16 protein-coding genes, 2 pseudogenes, 1 riboswitch and 2 other annotated features are annotated in these 20,236 nt (G+C 34.2%); of the genes and pseudogenes, 5 read left to right on the top strand and 13 right to left on the bottom strand.

Going from position 1 to position 20,236, the window contains the following annotated elements:
- Nucleotides 1–37: 37 nt before the first annotated feature.
- Complete coding sequence (locus JFU23_RS27275; protein WP_201033168.1) at nucleotides 38–1,738, top strand: pyruvate oxidase; 1,701 nt, start codon at nucleotides 38–40, stop codon at nucleotides 1,736–1,738.
- 49 nt (nucleotides 1,739–1,787) lie between these two features.
- On the opposite strand, the gene JFU23_RS27270 is transcribed toward JFU23_RS27275, so the two are convergent.
- The 5 genes and pseudogenes from JFU23_RS27270 to JFU23_RS27250 all read right to left on the bottom strand — a co-directional run bounded on the left by JFU23_RS27270 (nucleotide 1,788) and on the right by JFU23_RS27250 (nucleotide 7,810).
- On the bottom strand, nucleotides 1,788–2,789 hold the full coding sequence (locus tag JFU23_RS27270) for an ABC transporter permease (protein WP_002127307.1): 1,002 nt from the start codon (nucleotides 2,787–2,789) through the stop codon (nucleotides 1,788–1,790).
- A gap of 1 nt (nucleotide 2,790) precedes the next feature.
- Nucleotides 2,791–3,657 carry an ABC transporter permease subunit gene (locus JFU23_RS27265; RefSeq protein WP_201033167.1) on the bottom strand — a complete coding sequence of 289 codons (867 nt, stop codon included), beginning with the start codon at nucleotides 3,655–3,657 and terminating at the stop codon, nucleotides 2,791–2,793.
- A gap of 224 nt (nucleotides 3,658–3,881) precedes the next feature.
- A complete protein-coding gene (locus JFU23_RS27260) occupies nucleotides 3,882–4,913 on the bottom strand; it encodes an alpha/beta fold hydrolase (RefSeq protein ID WP_002168430.1) in 1,032 nt (343 codons plus the stop codon).
- Between the two features lie 233 nt (nucleotides 4,914–5,146).
- Nucleotides 5,147–7,029, bottom strand: a pseudogene (locus JFU23_RS27255) (ABC transporter permease).
- Nucleotides 7,030–7,042: 13 nt separating this feature from the next.
- Entirely contained in the window at nucleotides 7,043–7,810 is a 768-nt protein-coding gene (locus JFU23_RS27250) for an ABC transporter ATP-binding protein (protein WP_201033166.1), read from the bottom strand.
- 466 nt (nucleotides 7,811–8,276) lie between these two features.
- On the opposite strand from JFU23_RS27250, the pseudogene JFU23_RS27245 reads away from it, so the two are divergent.
- From JFU23_RS27245 to JFU23_RS27235, 3 genes and pseudogenes are all read left to right on the top strand, one after another.
- A pseudogene (locus tag JFU23_RS27245) lies at nucleotides 8,277–9,738 on the top strand (IS1182 family transposase).
- Nucleotides 9,739–9,788: 50 nt separating this feature from the next.
- Nucleotides 9,789–10,271 (top strand): DUF2975 domain-containing protein, encoded by a 483-nt coding sequence (locus tag JFU23_RS27240; RefSeq protein WP_016102056.1) that lies wholly within the window; start codon nucleotides 9,789–9,791, stop codon nucleotides 10,269–10,271.
- Between the two features lie 10 nt (nucleotides 10,272–10,281).
- Complete coding sequence (locus tag JFU23_RS27235; RefSeq protein ID WP_002168434.1) at nucleotides 10,282–10,500, top strand: helix-turn-helix domain-containing protein; 219 nt, start codon at nucleotides 10,282–10,284, stop codon at nucleotides 10,498–10,500.
- 165 nt (nucleotides 10,501–10,665) lie between these two features.
- On the opposite strand, the gene thrS is transcribed toward JFU23_RS27235, so the two are convergent.
- From thrS to JFU23_RS27205, 6 genes are all read right to left on the bottom strand, one after another.
- The gene (gene thrS / locus JFU23_RS27230; protein WP_201033165.1) at nucleotides 10,666–12,585 is read right to left on the bottom strand and encodes a threonine--tRNA ligase; all 1,920 of its coding nucleotides are present in this window, start codon (nucleotides 12,583–12,585) and stop codon (nucleotides 10,666–10,668) included.
- A gap of 44 nt (nucleotides 12,586–12,629) precedes the next feature.
- Nucleotides 12,630–12,852 (bottom strand) — a binding site (T-box leader).
- 37 nt (nucleotides 12,853–12,889) lie between these two features.
- Nucleotides 12,890–13,114, bottom strand: a binding site (T-box leader).
- Nucleotides 13,115–13,235: 121 nt separating this feature from the next.
- Nucleotides 13,236–13,943, bottom strand: a complete 708-nt coding sequence (locus JFU23_RS27225; RefSeq protein ID WP_002085707.1) for a pseudouridine synthase — start codon at nucleotides 13,941–13,943, stop codon at nucleotides 13,236–13,238.
- Between the two features lie 444 nt (nucleotides 13,944–14,387).
- Nucleotides 14,388–14,753: a VOC family protein gene (locus JFU23_RS27220; protein ID WP_002031902.1), complete on the bottom strand. Its 366-nt coding sequence runs from the start codon at nucleotides 14,751–14,753 to the stop codon at nucleotides 14,388–14,390.
- Between the two features lie 99 nt (nucleotides 14,754–14,852).
- On the bottom strand, nucleotides 14,853–15,482 hold the full coding sequence (locus tag JFU23_RS27215; protein ID WP_098168164.1) for a DUF4937 domain-containing protein: 630 nt from the start codon (nucleotides 15,480–15,482) through the stop codon (nucleotides 14,853–14,855).
- A 24-nt stretch (nucleotides 15,483–15,506) separates the two neighbouring features.
- Nucleotides 15,507–15,764 (bottom strand): PhzF family phenazine biosynthesis protein, encoded by a 258-nt coding sequence (locus tag JFU23_RS27210; RefSeq protein WP_080448095.1) that lies wholly within the window; start codon nucleotides 15,762–15,764, stop codon nucleotides 15,507–15,509.
- 156 nt (nucleotides 15,765–15,920) lie between these two features.
- Complete coding sequence (locus JFU23_RS27205; RefSeq protein ID WP_201033164.1) at nucleotides 15,921–16,739, bottom strand: nucleotidyltransferase; 819 nt, start codon at nucleotides 16,737–16,739, stop codon at nucleotides 15,921–15,923.
- A 435-nt stretch (nucleotides 16,740–17,174) separates the two neighbouring features.
- Nucleotides 17,175–17,294, top strand: a riboswitch (glycine riboswitch).
- A 107-nt stretch (nucleotides 17,295–17,401) separates the two neighbouring features.
- Between JFU23_RS27205 and JFU23_RS27200 the strand changes: the two genes are divergently transcribed.
- Nucleotides 17,402–18,769 (top strand): alanine/glycine:cation symporter family protein, encoded by a 1,368-nt coding sequence (locus JFU23_RS27200; RefSeq protein ID WP_002065299.1) that lies wholly within the window; start codon nucleotides 17,402–17,404, stop codon nucleotides 18,767–18,769.
- Nucleotides 18,770–18,817: 48 nt separating this feature from the next.
- Here the strand turns inward: JFU23_RS27200 and JFU23_RS27195 are convergent, their stop codons facing one another.
- On the bottom strand, nucleotides 18,818–19,348 hold the full coding sequence (locus tag JFU23_RS27195) for a DinB family protein (protein ID WP_193664643.1): 531 nt from the start codon (nucleotides 19,346–19,348) through the stop codon (nucleotides 18,818–18,820).
- Nucleotides 19,349–19,362: 14 nt separating this feature from the next.
- Nucleotides 19,363–20,130: a DUF3891 family protein gene (locus JFU23_RS27190; RefSeq protein WP_201033163.1), complete on the bottom strand. Its 768-nt coding sequence runs from the start codon at nucleotides 20,128–20,130 to the stop codon at nucleotides 19,363–19,365.
- Nucleotides 20,131–20,236 lie beyond the last annotated feature (106 nt).

Below are 20,236 nucleotides of genomic sequence, written 5' to 3'. Positions count from 1 at the left end.
ACATAATAGTATCTACCTATTATAAGGAGGAACGATTATGTTTGGAAAAACAGCCGGTGAAGCATTAGTGGATCTTTTAATTGACTGGGGTGTAGAACACATATATGGTATGCCTGGAGATTCCATCAATTCTATAATTGAAGCTTTAAGGAAAAAACAAGATAAAATTAAATTTATTCAAGTTCGCCATGAAGAAGCTGGCGCATTAGCAGCGGCAGCATATGCGAAATTAACAGGAAAACTTGGTGTTTGTATGGCTATTGCAGGACCTGGAGCGATTCATTTATTAAATGGTTTATACGATGCAAAACTCGATCAAGCTCCTGTACTAGCAATTTCAGGACAAGTAGAAAGCGATTTACTCGGAACAGATTTTTTCCAAGAAGTAAACTTAGAAAGAATGTTTGATGATGTTGCGGTTTATAACCAACGAATAATGTCAGCTGAACAGTTACCTGCTGTAGTGAATCAAGCGATTCGAATGGCATATACAAAAAAAGGTGTCTCTGTTCTTACAATTCCAGATGATGTTCCAAAATTTGAAGTAAAAAATGGTGCGCGCATTACAAACTCTTCCTTTACATTACCAGAAATATTTCCGCAAGAAGAAGATTTAGCTGTAGCGAAACTCGCACTTAATGAAGCGAAAAAACCTGTTATTTTAGCCGGGAAAGGAGCTAAACATGCGAGAGAGTCTTTACTTGCATTTGCAGAACATATCGGTGCACCAATCGTACTTACATTACCAGCTAAAGGGATTGTTCCTGATGAACACCCTCTTTGTATCGGTGGATTAGGATTAATTGGGACGAAACCTTCTTATGAAGCAATGAAACATGCCGATACTTTAATTATGGTGGGCACTTCTTATCCATTCACTGGTTTCTTACCCGAAAAAGCAAAAACACTTCATATTGATACAGACCCCGCACAAATCGGGAAACGTTATACGACAGATATCGGCTTAGCTGGTGACGCTGATAAAACATTAAAATGGTTAATTGAAAATGTAGAAAAACACGAGGACCATTCCTCCTTAGAGCATCATCAAGAAATGATGAAAAAGTGGGAAGAAAAATTACACAATCAAGAAGAAGATTCTTCTACTCCAATTAAACCACAGCGAGTTATACATGCACTGCAACAAGTAGCAGAAGATGACGCAATTCTTTCGGTCGATGTTGGAAATGTAACAGTATGGACAGCAAGGCACTTCCGCATGACAAACCAGCAATTTATCATTTCTAGTTGGCTTGCAACACTTGGCTGCGGTTTACCTGGTGCACTCGCTGGACAAATTGCTTTCCCGGATAAACAAGTGTTTGCAGTTTGTGGTGACGGCGGATTCGGAATGACAATGAATGACTTCGTAACAGCTGTTAAATATAAACTGCCAATCGTTGTCGTTGTATTAAACAATAATAAAATTGCTATGATTAAATTTGAACAAGAAGTTATGGGAAATATTGAATTTGGTACAGACTTAACGAATCCTGATTTCGCAAAATATGCTGAGGCGTGCGGTGGTATTGGATACCGTGTAGAACAGTTAGATGACTTACTTCCCGCCTTTGAAAATGCAGTAAAACAAAGTAAACCATGCATTATTGATGTAGTTGTAGATGTAAATGAAGCACCAATGCCAGCAAAAATCACATTTGGTCAAGCAGCCGGTTATACGAAACATATGATAAAAGAATTATTTGAAGAAGGTAAGATTGATTTACCACCACTTTAAAGAAAAAAAGATAGCTGAAAACAATTTGTCTTCAGCTATCTTTCTTTCTTTATTTTTGTACCTCTCTATGAAATGAAAAATCATTCACGGTAGGCTGTATTTGTTTCTCTACTTTCACTTCTTCCTTCTTCCGATTCGCTCTTCTAACATTCCCTAGCTTAATCGCATCTTGCATACTATTACTAACTAGATTTCCCGCTAAAATTGTCATGCTATAAAAAGCAATTGGTATAAGTACAATCCATGTATGTGTGGTTAAATGACGGAAGTTTTGACCAATTAGGCCAGTCCATTCTTTTGTTACACTATCTGCTTCTGTACCAAAAATTATTGTTCCGCCAAAAAATAATTCTAACAAACCAAGATGCAAGAGGATTAATAAAGTACTTACAAATTGCTGGGCTACTAATAAAAGAAATGATGGTAACATATGCGGCCATACATGGCGTTTCAACCTCTGCCACTTACTTCCGCCGAGCACAGTGGCCGCCAACATAAATTCTTCATTCTTAATACGTTTTACTTCTTGCGCCACATACAACATAACAGTCGGTACAGCAAGGCACGCAAGAACTATAATTTGAAACGCAACCCGTAAATGAAACGGAGCAGCCTCCTCTCCACTTTCGAACGTTAAAACTGAATTTAACATAAAATAGGAAATCATAATCATTGGTACAATACTAAACGGATCAAAAAAAGATGAGATAACTGGAAATGAGCGTTTACTGTACATACCAAGTAATAAACCAATAGCTCCTCCAATTACTACACGTAAAACTGCGATAACGATACTTGCACCAACTGTCCATTTCGCTCCTTCTATTATTAACTGGAACAGGTCACGGCCTTTCTCATCAGTTCCGAACCAAAATTTACTCGACGGTGAAAACGGAGCAGCCTCTAATTCTCCTTTTTCGTTATACATCATCGTTAGTTCACGAATATTCCCATCGAAAAACAGCGTATTTCCAATACTAACAATCATTAGTACACTCAAAAAAGTAACACCTAGCCAAAATCTCACATCTCTTTTTACAACTTGCCACATGTTACACACGCCCCTTTATAACATTTTGTAAAAGCGTATGTAATAAACGAAATAGTATAAAAAGCGGTACGTATAATAAAACTAAACTCACTGTAAATATTTCTAATTTTAAATTTTCTTTTATGAAAACGAACATACCGTACGTATTAAACAGCCATTCAATAATATATAAGTTTGATAACATAAATAAAATATTCGTTTTTGCATAATAGACTGTTGTTAACAAGACATTTCTTGAAATATGGTGCGTCAAAATATGTCTTAAACTTAGCCCTTTACTCTTAGCAAATATACTATAATCTTTCTCTAATTCTTCTCTGAAACGTAATAGTAGTAACTTAATAAATAATAATGTTGTAGGTAAAGTAAGACATATTATTGGTAACAGGCGAGCCCTTTCTTCTCCAAGTCCTGCAAATTTCACTGGCATAAAACCTGTCTTTTGAAAGATTATTACTACTAGAAGTTGAGATAATAAAATTAATAAAATGTCCGGAATACTTTCAAGTGCGACGAAAATCCCATTCCACATACGTTGCTTTGATTGAGAGCGCTGTAATACCCACACAACGATAAGATACGCAATGAGTAAAGATAGTATAAATGCCGAAATAAATACAAACATTGTTTCTACATAATGAATCCATATTTGTGGAAATAACTTTCTTGAATTCCGAAATCCATACGTAATTTCACCTGGTTGAAGTAACTTCTCTCCAAGAAACACAACTGTGTTCCAAAAACCGATTAGATCAATTTGTAATCCCTTAAATAAACGCGGTAGTGCCCCTAAAAATAGAATACAAATAAGTGCCGCAAATAATTGTAAACATGTAACCCCACACCACTTACCAATTCGAATAAACATAACTATTACCCCTTCTGTTTAAATGAATATTCAGAAATTAAAACTATGTATAGTACCTATACCTTTTAATAAAATAACTCCTCTCTCGACAAAACATATCGATTCTCGTCATTTCTCTGAAGTTGTATTATATCTTTCGACTATTATCCAACATTTTCCTTCTCGCTCGATTATATACTATAAAAAAGCACTTATTTTTAAAATAAGTGCTTTTTTATTTAATTTCATTTTACGAATGTATCACACAACCACTCATAAAACTTTTCCTTCTCTTCAAATTGAGGGTAATGTGCTGAGTTTTCAAAAGCTATAAATTCTTTTTGATTCGCCTCAATTCTATCAAAATACTGTTTTGCTGCATGAAATGAAGTATTATAGTCATATTTACCCATAAGAAAATAAAGCGGTAGATTCAGCTTAGTTACTTTAGTAGATAATGGATTCTTTAAATCTTTTTCTAATAAGACAGTTTGAGAATGTGATAATCCAACGTTATAACGAATTACGTCTAACAAGTTATATTCATTACTAAATAGCATCCTCATGTTATCACCATCTGGATTTTCAATGAGTCTTGATGTTCCACCATATTTCGCAACATAATTTCGCGGAGTGTATGTATCACCATTTTTAATTTTTTCGGTTAACCCTTTTAAATAGGAAACCTCATCTGTATTCCCCGCATTTTGTGCCTGTTCAATAACATAGTTTAAGCTATCCATTTCACTTTCTACTGTATCGCTCATCTGTCCAATGCCAATATATGCTTCATATTTTTCAGGAGCTTTGTTGGCAGCCTGTATTCCAATATATGTACCATAAGAATGGCCTATTAAAATTACTTTTTCTTTGCCTAGACGTTTTGAAACGTAATCCGTCATAGCTAATAAATCCTCCACGAGTAGATCTGATGAAAGGTTAGAATAGTCTTCAAAGAAATGATACGATTTTCCACTTGCTCTTTGATCGTAATTGACAACCGTGAATTTCTCTTCCAATAAGTCTTGGTATTTTTGAGCATATGGTATTTCCGAAGAACCTGGTCCACCATGAACAAAGATAATAACTGGATTACTCTTATCTTTGCCTCGTATCATAATTTCATGACCAGTTCCATTTATCTCTACTTGTTCTAATGTACTTATACTGTTTTTGACCTTTATTTGTGAGGTCCATGTAGGAAATACCAACGCTATGATTAGTAATAGTATAGTAATGACTCCGATAAGTTTTATTAATTTTTTTATCTTCCTCATACAACGTTTCCTTTCCTGTAAATTTATAAAAATATCAATTCCATCTAAATTTGTTTGTACATTATGAGTCTCCCATACACTTCTTAACTTTCCACTACATAAACCCTTAACATTTCCTTAATTTTCTATATATTCATTGCAGAAAGACTTGAAAACATCTCGCATACACGTATTTATGTATCACAAGCACAGAAAAAAGCCCTTGTTTTCATAACAAGGGCTTTTTCGTTAAACTATTTCACCACTTCTTCTTTCGGCATTACCATACCTTTATAAAGTTGGACAGTAATCCAATAATAAATGAAATAAATTACTATGAAGATTCCTATTGGCATCCACACTTTTACAAATGGGTCAACTAATATGAAACTGAATAAGTTAAGCCCTACTAAAACGTGGGAGATTCCAATAATTGCTGGGAAGATAAATAAATATGAAATCTCTTTATATATACTTTTTGTTAACATACTACGTCTCACACCAATTTTTCGTAACATTTCATAACGGCGTACATCACGAGAAGCTCCTGTTAATATTTTGAACATAAGAGAACTCGCCATCATTGCTAAAAATGCAATTCCAAGGAAAAATCCCATAAACATTGTTCCGCTCATGAAACTGTTCACGAACTGATAAGTTGTCATTTTCGTATATAATTCTACTTTTGTACCTGTTGTTTTTTCAATTTGTTCTTTTTGCCTCTTATCAATTTCTGTCAATAACGGTTTATATTTTTTCATATCATCTACTTTTGCTAATGTTACAGTATGCTCTGTTCCTTGAATTCCTTTGTAATGCTCTTCATCTGCAATTCTTACCGGTTTTCCGTTAAACTGATTATGTGTAATTTGTATCTCTCTTACAACCGCATCTTCCCAATCTTTTGGCATACGAGGAAGCTTATTCGCTACTTCAGGAGCTTCCAAAGCAGAATAGACAGGTTCAGTTAAAGGTGTAGCCACACGTTTACGAGCAGGTTCTTTTAAAGTCTTTGTATCAAAATGATCTGAAATAAGTGGTGGTTTTTCAGTTAAGTCGTTACGTAAATAATAAACCGCTTCTCCATCTACTTTATACTTATACTTGCTTTCTTCAACAATTTCCATTTCTTTTAATGCCGCTTTATCTTGCTCATTTGGATTATGAATTACGACATCATATACACGTGAGAAGTCTGTCATAATGCCTACATTCTTTTGAAACGCCATACCTGCTGTCATTGCACCTGCACCTAATGCAATTAACATCGCTACAGTGCCTAGTACCCTCGATAAACTAGTTACTCGAAAACGTAACTGTGCATAAGTAAAACTATTTAATCCCGTTTCATTTCGTTTTTTATTTCCTTTAATTTTCATTACAAAAAGTGGGAGCAACGAGCTAAAAATGAAATACGTTCCTACTGTCGTAACAATTGTCGCTATTATAAATCCTAGTTCAGCAAACATTTTTATATTCACCATAAAATAATATCCTGTACTTACTAGCAATACACCTAGTACTGTCATAATAACAGTACGAGTCTTACTTTTCTTCACCTCATCTTGCGTTTCATCTTCACGTATTAACTCTAATTCTGTTTTACGTAATAATCGGAAACTATTCATTAAACCAGTAATGAAAAATAATATTAAGAAGAAAATAGATGTAACTAATATAGCTGGTGTGTACACAGATGCGTAATTACCTTTTGCTGAAATCTCCATTCCATTCATTAAAAAATTTCCTGCTACACTAGCAAGTACTATTCCTACTAAAATACCGATAATAATACTGACAATCCCCATACCAAAAGTCTCAATAAATAATAATTGCGCTACTTTTTTCTTTTTCGCTCCAAGCATCATGTACATACCGAGTTCTTTTCTTCTTAATGTAAGTAAAAAGAATTGGCATATATGATGTAAAAAACTGTAATGAAAGAAAGCAATATTGCACCAACCCAAAAGACGAGCCTAATACTACCAATGAGACTATTATCTTTTGTAAATTCACTATTCATCGCCATCGTTTGGAACATGTAAAAAATACTAATACTAATGACTAGACCAATAAGTAAAACCATATAATCCTTTAACATTTTTTTCATACTATGACGTGATAATTTGAATAACATAGTCTCGCCCCCCTTACTTCAACTCAGTTGCTGAGCCCATTTGGGCAAGCACACCTAAAATATCTTGATAGAAATTTTCTCGTGTTCCTTGTCGTTTTAACTCTTTATAAAGAAGTCCATCCTGTATAAATAAAATACGTTCACAATAGCTCGCACTAAATGCATCGTGTGTTACCATCAAAATACTTACATTGTGATTTTCATGTAAATCTTGCATCGCTTCTAATAAACTTTTTGCATTTTTACTATCAAGTGCTCCTGTCGGTTCATCTGCTAATACGATTGCCGGATTATGTACTAAAGCTCGTGCTGCCGCTGTTCTTTGTTTTTGTCCACCAGAAACAGCAGTCGGATATTTAGTTAAAATTTCAGTAATCCCTAATTTCGTCGCAACCCCATTTACTTTTCCAGTAATCTCACTTGATGGTACGCCTTGCAAGGAAAGTGGTAAAGCGATATTTTCATAAATTGATAAATTTTCTAGTAGATTAAAATCTTGAAAAATAAATCCTAATTTTTGAGAACGAAAATCTGATAATGCATTCCCTTTCATAGAAGTAATATTTGTGCCAGCTATTGTTACACTACCACCTGTCGCTTGATCAAGTGTACTGATCACATTTAGTAATGTCGTTTTACCAGATCCAGATGGACCCATAATCCCTACAAACTCTCCTTCTTTAATACTTAATGAAACACCCCTTAATGCTTTTGACTGATTCTCATTTCTTTTCCCATACGTTTTTTCTACTCTTTCTACAGTAACTACATTTGTTGACATCTCTTTCACTCCATCCCTTTTGTATAGTATAAATTTCCCATATATTTCTTATATCTTTCTCATAAAAATTCTTAAGAATTTTTAAATTTTCCAAATGCAGATTGAGATACATAAGAAATACAAACGATTTCTCTGCTTAATATTCTCACTTTTCTAAAATCCTTTCATTCGATTTCCCTTACATTTACCTTACATTTTTGTAAGGTTAAAAAAACAAACCACTTCATAAGAGCATTTCTTTGGAATGAGAAATGCTTTTTATTGTTATCAAAATTCAAAAGATATTTCAATAACAATAATAATTAAATAAAAAACAATACATTTTTATTTCAAAACGATAAACAACATGATAAAATCATGTTGTTATTCAGGCTGTGGAGAAAGCCTTCTCCACAGCCTATTTTTGTGTCTGAACCTCTTTTTATGTGTCAACACTGATAAAAAAGAGGAAAAGGAGAGATTTCTTATGATGGGTGCTTTAAAAAATCATCGCGACGAGCGTGTATCTGTTTCTGTAGAAGAATTGGTTCCACAAGATCATTTCCTTCGTGCGATTGAAGCGACAATTAGTTTTGATTTTATTGAGGAGAAGTTACGCCCTTATTATTGTGAAAACAATGGCCGTCCGTCAATCCATCCTATCGTTTTATTTAAGATGATGTTTATTGGATATTTTTATGGTATTCGTTCTGAGCGTCAATTGGAAAAGGAGATTAAAACGAACATTGCCTACCGTTGGTTTTTAGGGTTCTCTCTATCAGATACAATTCCAGATCATTCTACAATCAGTTGGAATCGCCGTACTCGTTTCGTTCATACAAATATTTTCGAAGAAATTTTTGATGAGATTGTGAGACAAGCGACGGAGCGCCGTATGGTAGGAGGACGTGCGTTGATGACAGATTCCACACACATTAAGGCCAATGCCAATAAAAATAAATTTGTACATAAATATAAAAAAGAAAAGGCAAAGTTCTATATAGATGAACTAGAAGCTGCGGTAATCGAAGATCGTGAGGCGCACGGAAAAAAGAATTAAAACCTAGAAAGGAAAGTGATACCCCTACTAAAAAACTCGGATAAGTACAACGGATCCAGATAGTGGATTTTTAATGAGAGATGGAAAACCGAACGGTTTTCATTTTTTAGATCATCGTACGACTGATGCGAAGTACAATATTATTACAGATACCTATATAACGGCTGGAAATATGGCAGATTCCGAGCCGTATTTAGCACGTCTACAAGCTCAAGTTGATAAATTCGGGTTTGAAGTGGAAGCTGTAGCTCTTGATGCAGGCTATTTTACAGGATATATCTGTAAGAAGTTATCAGAAAGAAATATATTTATGGTGATGGGGTATCGCCGATTTGGAAAGAGAAATAAAGAAGTACCGAAAAGCCAATTTAAATATGTAGAAGAAATGAATGCATTTGCTTGTCCGATGGGATGTATTTTAGAATATGCGACAACGGATCGCGAAGGATATCGTCAATATAAATCGAATCCAGAAGACTGCGCTGTTTGTCCGCTACGTGAGGTATGCTTTTCAAAGAAACAAAAACAAAAAGTTATCACCCATCATATATGGGAGAAATATAAAGATATCGCTAGAAAAAACAAACTAACAGCTACAGGGAAAAAGTTGTATAAAGTACGATGTTCAACTATAGAGCGAAGCTTTGCGGATGCAAAAGAACTACATGGCTATCGATATGCTCGGTTTCGAGGGCTGAAATCTGTCCAAATGCAGGCTTACCTCACCGCCGCTTGTCAAAACATGAAAAAAATAGCCCTCCATCTAACCAAAAAGGGGTTGGTGGAGGGCTATTTTTCTAAATTCTACTATTTTTTGTTGTTTTCTTTCGCTAAAATCAAAAAAGATTCCAGAGTGTTGGGAACCCTAAAGGGTTTCCCAACACTCTGATAAACAACATGATAAAATCATGTTGTTATTACATAAGTGAGGTGCTTTTTATGAAACAAGTTACGACACTCTTTTTAAAGCTAGCTATTACTTTTATAGGATTCCCAGTTCTTGCATTGTGCATATTTTTGGTGCCTAAGATTGGGAATTTTGCTGGAGAATTGTATCCAGATATTGCTTATATGAAATCTCTCGTTTTAATTGATATGTACGCGGCAGTGATACCTTTTTACTTTGCTCTGTATCAAGCTTTTAAACTTTTAAGCTATATTGATAAGAACCAAGCGTTCTCGGAATTATCGGTAAAGGCTTTAAAGAATATAAAATACTGTGCCATCACGATCAGTACCTTGTACTTGCTAGGTATGCCACTCTACTATCTCATGGCAAAAAAAATTGATCCTCCAAGTTTCATACCAATCGGATTGACCATCATTTTCGCCTCTATGGTGATCGCCGTTTTTGCTGCTGTTCTCCAAAGGCTTTTACAAGAAGCTATTAATATAAAATCAGAAAATGATTTAACGGTCTGAGGTGGAGAATATGGCAATTATTATTAATATTGATGTGATGTTAGCAAAACGAAAAATGAGCGTAACGGAGCTTTCGGAGAGGGTTGGGATTACGATGGCGAATCTTTCCATTCTGAAAAATGGGAAAGCAAAAGCGGTTCGTTTTTCAACATTGGAAGCGATATGTAAGACTTTAGATTGTCAACCAGGTGATATTTTGGAGTACAAAAGCGACGAATACACTCAATAAAAACAAATAACAACTTTCTTCAACCAATGGGATTAGATTGTGAAATTAAGATGAAGGGATAGCAATTAAGCTATCCCTTCTCTGCGTTTATTATTGTTATTTAATATATCTTTAATTACTTTAACTTCAGTATTACATATTAATGGTGTGTTTTATTATCAATCTCTATTTCCTATTTTTAATTTCCTCTTTCATACTTTTCACAAACGCATCTAGTTCAACAACTTCTGACTTCTCTTCACCATATTTCCGTACATTTACAGCTTCGCTTTCCATTTCCTTATCCCCAATAACAAGAACATACGGAACTTTTTGCATTTGCGCTTCTCTAATTTTATATCCTAACTTTTCATCTCGTATATCTCGTTCGACACGAATTCCGGCTTGTGCTAATTTATCTGCAATCCTATTTACATATTGTTCATGCACTGCATTTGAAACTGGAATTACTTTCACTTGAACTGGTGCCACCCACGCTGGGAACGCGCCTCCAAAGTGCTCAATTAATATTGCTAAAAAACGGTCTAAAGATCCTAAAACTGCTCGGTGAATGACAACTGGTCTTCTTTTTTCATTATTTTCATCTATATAATTTAAATCAAATTTTTCTGGCATTTGGAAATCAAGTTGGACTGTTCCGCACTGATGACTTCTATTTAAAGCATCTTTAATATGGAAATCAATTTTCGGACCGTAGAATGCACCGTCACCTTCGTTTAATCTATATTTATAATTTAATGACTGTAATACATTTTCTAATGCCCATTCTGCTTGCTCCCATAATTTATCATCACCCATTGAATCTTCTGGACGAGTAGAAAGCTCTACTTCATACTCGAAACCAAAAGTTTTATACACATAGTCAATTTGCGCCAACACTGATTTGATTTCATCTTCAATTTGTTCTGGTGTTACAAATAAATGAGCATCATCTTGGCAGAAAGTACGAACTCTTAATAATCCGTTTAAAGCGCCACTAAATTCATGTCGATGCACTTGACCGAACTCACACATACGAATCGGTAACTCACGATAAGAATGTAATTTATTTTTAAACATAAGCATATGGCCTGGGCAATTCATCGGTTTTAACGCAAAACTTTTATGATCTACTTCTGAGAAATACATATTGTCTTTGTAATGTCCCCAGTGTCCTGACTTCTCCCATAATTCTTGATTCATCATAAATGGAGTACGCACTTCTTGATAATTGTACTCATTTTGAATTTCTCTTAAAAATGCTTCTAATTCATTGCGAATAATCTGTCCTTTTGGCAAGTAAAAGGGCATTCCCGGAGCCTCTTCCGAAAACATAAACAATTCAAGTTCACTACCTAATTTCCGATGATTTCTCTTTGCGGCCTCCTCAACAAAATGTAAATACTCTTCTAATTTTTGTTGAGAAGAGAAAGCAACACCATATATACGCTGAAGCACTTGATTGTTACTATCGCCTCGCCAATATGCACCAGAAACATGAGTTAATTGAAATGCTTTCAAATAACCAGTAGATGGCAAATGTGGTCCTCTACATAAATCTACAAATTCACCTTGTTTATACAGTGTTACACTTTCCCCATTAGGAATTGCTTCTAAAAGCTCTAATTTCAAACTATCATTCATTTCTTGAAACAATTCTTTTGCTTCTTCTCGAGAAACCTCAACTCGCTCTATCTTTACATTTTGATTTATAATATTTTTCATTTCTTTTTCTATTTCCGGTAAATCTTCTACGTTTACACTACTTTGAAGATCCACGTCATAATAGAATCCATTTTCAATGACTGGCCCTACACCAAGGTTTACATCACCATAAATTCTTTTTACAGCTTGCGCTAATATATGTGCCGCAGAGTGTCTTGCAATTTTTATCCCTTCATCTGAATCCATAGTAATGATTTCAACTTTCGCACTTTCTTCAATGTTTCGTCGTAAATCAAAAGACTGATCATTAACTTTTCCTGCGACTGCTTTCTTTTTCAAGCTACTACTAATTGCCCCAGCAATTTCTTCTAAAGTAATGCCTTTCACAAATTCTTTAACGCTACCATCTGGAAATTTAATTTCGATCATCTGTTCTTTCATTTTTCATCTCTCCATTTCATAATAAAAAGCACACTCATCCCTAAAATAGGGACGAGTGTGCTTTTACCCGTGGTTCCACCCAGATTCCCATCGCAAATATACAATGGCTTCTTTTACGGTAACGTCGTTTACACGGCACTAGATACTTGATTTCCCCAGTGCAGCTCTAAGGTGGTAAGTTATTTTACTGCGTTAGGAAGTTCTCAGCTTTTCTTCCTTCTCTGTATAACCGTTTAAAATAACTCGTGTCCTTTTCTTCGCTTATTATGAAATAAAATATAAAAAAGCATATTCATCCCTAGTAAATAGGGACGAATATGCTTATATTCGTGGTTCCACCCAGATTCCCATCACAAAAAACATAATGGCTTCTTTTGCGGGTAACGTCGCTTACACGGCACTAGATACTTGATTTCCCCAGTGCAGCTCTAAGGTGGTAAGTTATTTTACTGCGTTAGGAAGTTCTCAGCTTTCCTTCCTTCTCTGTATAACCGTTTAAAATAACTCGTGTCCTTTTCTTTGCTTTTGTAACAATTACATTTATTGTTATTTAATATATCCTATTCATTTTATTTTTACAAGTGTTAAAAATATATTTTTTATTCAAAAAAAAGAAACCAAAAACATTTTTTGGCCTCCCCTTCTCTTTTTTACCAATCTTGTGGTTCGTAATTTAAGTCTGAAAATAGGCGTTTTTTCTCTTTTTTCGATAAATCTCTCCACTGTCCGACTGGTAAATTATTCAACTCAATATTCATAATTCTCGTACGTTTTAACGTGTATACTTGATAACCCAAAGCTTCACACATACGGCGAATTTGACGATTTAGCCCCTGTGTTAAAATAATTTGGAACTCATATTTTGATAACTGTGTTACTTCACAAGGAAGTGTTTTTGTATCTAAAATTTTAACACCTGCTGCCATTTTCTCTAAAAACTCCGGTGTAATCGGCTTATCTACTGAAACGATATATTCTTTCTCATGTTTGTTTTCAGCACGTAAAATCTCATTAACGATATCGCCATCATTCGTTAACAAAATTAAACCATCTGAGTCTTTATCGAGACGTCCGATGTGATTAATTCGTAAAGGATGATTCACTAAATCGATAATATTACCTTTTACGGCTTTTTCACTTGTACATGTAATACCTACTGGTTTATTTAAAGCGATATACACATGGTCTCGAGCAATACGAAGTTGCTCTCCATTTACTCGTACGTCATCACCTGGATTTACTTGGTCACCAATTTTTGCAACCTTACCGTTAATAATTACTTTTCTCTCGTTAATTAACTTATCTGCTCCACGTCGAGACGCTTTTCCAGCTTCACTAATAAATTTATTGATACGCAAGTTAGGCACATCCTTTTCATAAAAAATTTCAAGCTCACACTGCTTCTACCGTACAATACAAAAGGGTAAGCCTCCTATTATAACTTAAATATATTAACATGAAAGGGTATATGACGTCTTCACTTAATTACATGTTTACACGAAAATAATTGGTCCTCTTTTCCTTTTCACCTCAAACTGTTTAGCAGTCAATAGATTAACCCTTGAATATAACGTCATTTATTTACTTTTTTCATAGATAATATACCGATATAAGTTTGATTAATCATGCCTAAATAATTCACAATATGTGAAAAATAAAAAAGAACCCTTTTAAAAATAATCAAAATGGATCCTTCTTCAACTAAACGAATACTAGTTTTTATACAAAAGTGTTCAATAATTATAATCTTTGATAGAAAACATCGTTCAACAAACAAAATAATCTCGAACTCCCCTAATTTTTTACGCTTCACTATTTTCTTCACATACTCCAAAAAGTAGCCCTTGATTATCTATACAATAAGCAAAGTAACCCATATTAGGAATAGCAGTTTTAGGTACAACTACTTGTCCACCATTTTCAATAACTTTATTTATGTACTCATCAACTGAAGGTACTTCAATCGAATTAGTTGTCCTAGTAGCACCATCAGGTGATTTCATTAATCCACCATCGATACCAGGTCTATCACTCTCACCTGTAATTATGAACCAATAGTCATGTGGCCCAGGCATTTTTTCAAACTTCCATCCAAAACTATTTGTATAAAATTGAATAGCTTCTTCAGGGTTTGGGACTTGCAATTCAAATCTTAAAACTCTACTCATTTAAATATCTCCCCTCTTATTCTTGTACAAAGTAATTATACAAGAACTAATGTTCTGCATCAAATTTTTCGAAACTAGCTACTTTAATAAGTTCTAACTTTATTTAGAAGCGGCAACAGACCATTCTTCCTTCCGAATAACTCTCTTCCCATTTATATTTTCAACATACTCATTTACATTTGCTAACTGATATAACTCTGGGAAAATTTCTTTCATATAGAGTTCATGTGCTATTTCATCTTGCCAATACGTTAATACTATGTAACGATTTTCAGTCTTTAAAGACTTCCCAACAACTCCACCTAACATTCCTTTTGCATTTTCCATTCCTTTATTCCAAATTGTTTCTTGCGTATGTAAAAAATCCTTTTCTTTTCCTTCTTTCACATCGCAAATTGCAACTCTTACAAATGACCCTTGTGCAGTTACGTCTTTCAAAGGAGTTTCTGTTATATCATACAACGTTTGAAACATTTCAATATTACAGGAAGTATATGTGCCTTCTTGATTACTATTTAAAAAAATTGTATCATGAGCATCATTCATGAATGATTGATATGCATTTCTATCCTTCCATAAAGTATACACACACGCTTCAGCTTCATTCCACCCACCAAATTGTCCATAGAATCCGTCTAAATACTGTAAATCACGCCATTTTTCTTGCGCATCAGAAAACAATTCCCTTTTCTCTTCTTCCACCTTGCAAAATATTGTTTTTAATAGCATTTCTAATCCCCCTTATGATACGGTTCATTTCCCACTTGCAATACTTTCTATTTTTCCACCAACGCAAACATTAATTTTACTCTCAATCACCTCTGCTTCTATATGTATTAGAGAATGGCGATTTATCTCATCCCCTTGTCCAACATGCATATTTATCTTTTCCGTTCCAAGATAACGATATTTTATAAGATACGCCGCTAAACATCCATTTGAGCTTCCTGTTGCCACATCCTCTGTGATTCCATAATAATCTGCAAAATCACGGACATTAAGATCATTGATTTCCCAACTAGAAAATTCTTAATTTTCCATAAATAACGCAAGTTGATTACCTTAATACTTGCCTTGCGAGAATACATCCACAATGTAAAAATCCCAATATCTCTCCGCTCTTCTATTCTTCAATACAATCTGTTTACATAATGAAATTATAGTTTATTAAATTTGTATATTTTTCAAAGAATCCTCTGCTTTTTCTATCAACCAATCACCAAACGTATCTAAAAATGATAAGATTTCTTCTATATCTTTTATCGGTTCAATTACATATTGTAGTGCTTTCCTCATATTTTTTTCTTGTTCGGGAAAATGCTTACTAAATAACTCATATGCTGGATATAAGTCCCTGGAATACAGCCCTTCTCTATCAATTGTTAATGCTAGACCTGCCCTGACTACAATCTTCATGATCCAACGACAACAATCCTCTATATCATCTACGTCCTTATTATGAATTAACTCTTCGTGTGTTTGTTCAATTTGTTTCCGCAAATGAATGAGATGTTCATACACTATCTCCTGACTTACTTTATATTTAGGTAAATATAATTTTACGTCTTCACCTAATATACATACACTATGTGTCTGAATCATAAATCCTATAAAAGAAAAATCCTCTGAGTTTATTACTTCTTTTTCACTATAAAAACTTAACTCCACTCCTGATATACAATTAAACTGCTGTGTAATTTGGACTTCTAGCTCCTTTCTCCAGCTTAAGTCAATTACTTGAGGATTCTTTCGAACTAATATAATCATATCTACATCTGCAACCCCTTCTATCCCAATCCCTCTTGGAATAGAACCCCTTATATAAACACTGTGCAAATCATCCCGCAAAAATTGACAACAAGTATCCTTTATTTCTTGTATTACCTCCAAAAACACAGGCTGAATTTTATTAAAATGTGCATCGCTTATAATAAATCCTTCATCATCCACAGGACAAAAACGCCCTATTTTTTTTATTCTTGGCAATTTATCAACTCATTTCCCTATAAAATATTGGTTTATTCCACACATACAACAATTATAATTCAAATAATTCAGAATTGAAAATTTAAAAGTAAGACATAAAGAATCCTACATTGTTACGTCCTATCTCTTTTATCACCATTCATTTTTCGAATATATAATAAGTAATCTCTCCTGAAATCATAAAATAGAAGATAAATTAGGAATATCAAAAAAATAAGTTTATTTACTATTTCAAAATAAAAAATGATTGCATTTCACTAATTCTATATCTATAATGTTTTTATTGATTCTATACAGAATCAATGCGTTTAAGTTTTTAATTTTATAATTCGGATGAACCATTCAGGAGAAGGTCTATTGATCTACCGACGGGGCAAAAAGTTGCTGAACCAACTTTGAAACTCTCAGGTCTTGTTTACAAGTAGAACTGCATGGGGACGAATCTCTGGAGAGACTCCCTCTCGCTTAATATAGCGCGGAGGAAAACGAGCACCGAAGGAGCAAATCCGCTAATCTAGCGGATAATCTCTCAGGTAAAAGGACAGAGACAAGCGAAAGAAAATGCCGATTTGTATCGGTTTATTTTTCTATCCCTTGTTTCTCCAGAGACCATTTCATTTCCTTGAAGTGGTTTTTATTTTTTCTAAAAAAGGAGAATACAGATGGAGACAGTAAGTAAAGTATTAGAACAAATTAATCAGTATGTGTGGGGGTTACCAACTTTGTTGCTACTCGTTGGAACTGGTATCATCCTCACAGTGCGCTTAAAAGGTTTACAATTTAGTAAACTAATATACGCTCACAAACTAGCTTTTAAAAAATCAGAGGATACATCATCTTCTGGAGATATTAGTCACTTCCAAGCACTGATGACAGCTATGGCTGCAACGATTGGTATGGGAAATATAGCAGGTGTCGCAACTGCTGTGACAATCGGTGGACCCGGCGCAATCTTTTGGATGTGGATTACTGCTTTATTTGGAATGGCAACAAAGTATGCCGAAGCAATCCTTGCGGTGAAATACCGTGTTAGTAATGAAAATGGTGAATACTCCGGTGGACCAATGTATTATTTAGAACGTGGTTTAGGGAAAAAATGGCTGGCTGTTTTATTCGCTATATTCGGCACAGCTGCTTCTTTCGGTATCGGTAATATGGTTCAATCTAATTCAGTTGCAGAGGCAATGCGAATCAATTTTTCTTTCCCTCCTGCATTAACTGGTATACTCATGTCATTCTTAATCGCTATCGTTATTTTGGGCGGTGTAAAAAAGATTGGTAGAGTTACTGGATATATCGTTCCTATTAAAGCATTCTTTTATATAATCGCTGGCCTTATTATTATTTTCTATCACTTTGATCAAATTCCAGAAGCATTTTCACTTATTTTTTCTGGTGCATTTCAAGGTACTGCAGCTGCTGGTGGTTTTATCGGAGCAACAGTTGCATCTGCAATTCAAATAGGAATGGCACGTGGTGTATTTGCTAACGAGGCTGGTTTAGGAAGTGCTCCTATTGCTGCGGCTGCTGCCAAAACAGATTCACCTGCAAAACAAGCTTTAGTTTCTATGACTGGTACTTTTCTAGATACATTTATTGTATGTACAATTACGGGGCTAGTATTAATTACTACAGGCGCATGGAAATCAGGTAAAACTGGTGTTGAAGCTACAACATTAGCATTCCAATCCGTATTCGGTACTGCTGGTAGTATGATTCTCGGTATCGCCATTATATTATTCGCCTACTCTACTATTTTAGGTTGGTCGTATTACGGAGAGAAGTGTGTAGCTTATTTATTCGGACAAGGTGCTGTACGATATTATAAAGCAATCTTTATCGTTATGATTGCAATAGGTGCTAATTTAAAGCTAGGTGTCGTATGGACATTTGCCGATATTGCAAATGGACTTATGGCGATTCCAAACTTAATTGGTCTAATCGGATTAAGTGGTATTGTTGTCGCTGAAACGAATCGCTTTTTACAAGCAGAGAAATTGAAAGAAAGCAATAAAAAACAGGCAAGTTAATCACTAAAAAAGGAATGGCTCATTTATAATAAGCCATTCCTTTTTTCTCTATTTCAATTCCTTTCCCTCCTGAACCATATGTAAATAAAGTACAAAATCCATCATTGTAGATGAATAACCAAGTTGACGGATCATTGCTGTTATATTCCCTCTATGATATGTACCATGATTTACAACGTGTTGCACTAACTCTAAAATGGAAGTGTCTAATGCACCTGCATATGGGTTCTCAATAACAAATACAGTATTTACGTCTTGTATTGTACTTAAAAATTCTTTATATTGATTTGCCATGTTTTCAAACATTTTTTCTAATTCATGTAACGATTTAGTTTCGATTTGTTTTCGTAATTTTTCTCGGTCTTGTATTACTTCACTCATACTTTTACCATGCAATATGTGTAACCACACTTGATCTGTAATATAAATATGTACAAAAGTATCCTTAATTGATGGGAATACACTCTGTATCTGTTCATTAAAAATTGTCTCATAGTTTGGTAACTCTTTTAGTCGGTTGAATAATCGTGTATTAGCCCAAGCATGGTAATCAAACTGTTTTAACATGTAATCTTTCAATCTAAATCTCCTCCTTATTGTATGAAACGAATGTTTTGCTTCTTCATTTCCGATTCTCTATCAGCTTTTACAATCCCTTTTTCTTTAACTTCATGTTTATTTATAGTTTTATATTTTACATATGTATAAAATTCCGTTTTAAATGGAAACGATGTAATTTGAATTGTTTCTTCATCCACCCATTCAGCTTGAATAGGCTTCTCCCCCTTACTATTAAACATTTCTGTTCCTTCAAAACCCTCTTTAAATAAATCAATTTCATCTTTCTTTTTCACACCAGGTTTATTCATACATACATATAAAGAAAGTTCATCACAAAACTTTAATAATCTATAATGTTTATCAAACATCGCATATTGTTCTTTTGTTAACGTTTTCAAAATTCTTTTTTGTCGTTCCAATTCATGTTTATAAAAAGACATCATCTCTTCATCTTCCTCATTTAGTGAAAATGATAAAAAGTGCTTACTACAAAGTAGCGCCCCGTATGGATTTGACTCTTCAATTGCATTCAAACCAATCGTATAAAAAACAAAACGTAATGAACTTGGACAATCCATAAATGTATATGGAATATTTTTAGTATCATTCAAAATTGGTACTTTATCAAGCTCTATCCATCCTCTATCATGCTCATATATAGCATCAATTGTCTCTTTTAAGTATATTTTATCTTCAAAAAAATCTTCTATTATATGTCTTGCAATTTCACCAGCTAAAAAACCATGATCATGTTGACGAATTAATATACTTTCTTTCTCATTCTTTTCACGAAAAATCATCCGTATATTCCCCCTCATCCTCATATTACAGCTTGTTGTATGCATCAATTCTTAATTAATCCCTAATTATTAGCAGGGATTCAGTTTCTTTCAACGAAATTAACAT

The organism is Bacillus sp. TH50, from assembly GCF_016650565.1.
GTDB classification, from domain to species: Bacteria; Bacillota; Bacilli; order Bacillales; family Bacillaceae_G; genus Bacillus_A; species Bacillus_A mycoides.
The sequence above is the reverse complement of the archived record's forward strand: the minus strand, read 5'-3'. Positions and strand labels throughout refer to the sequence as shown.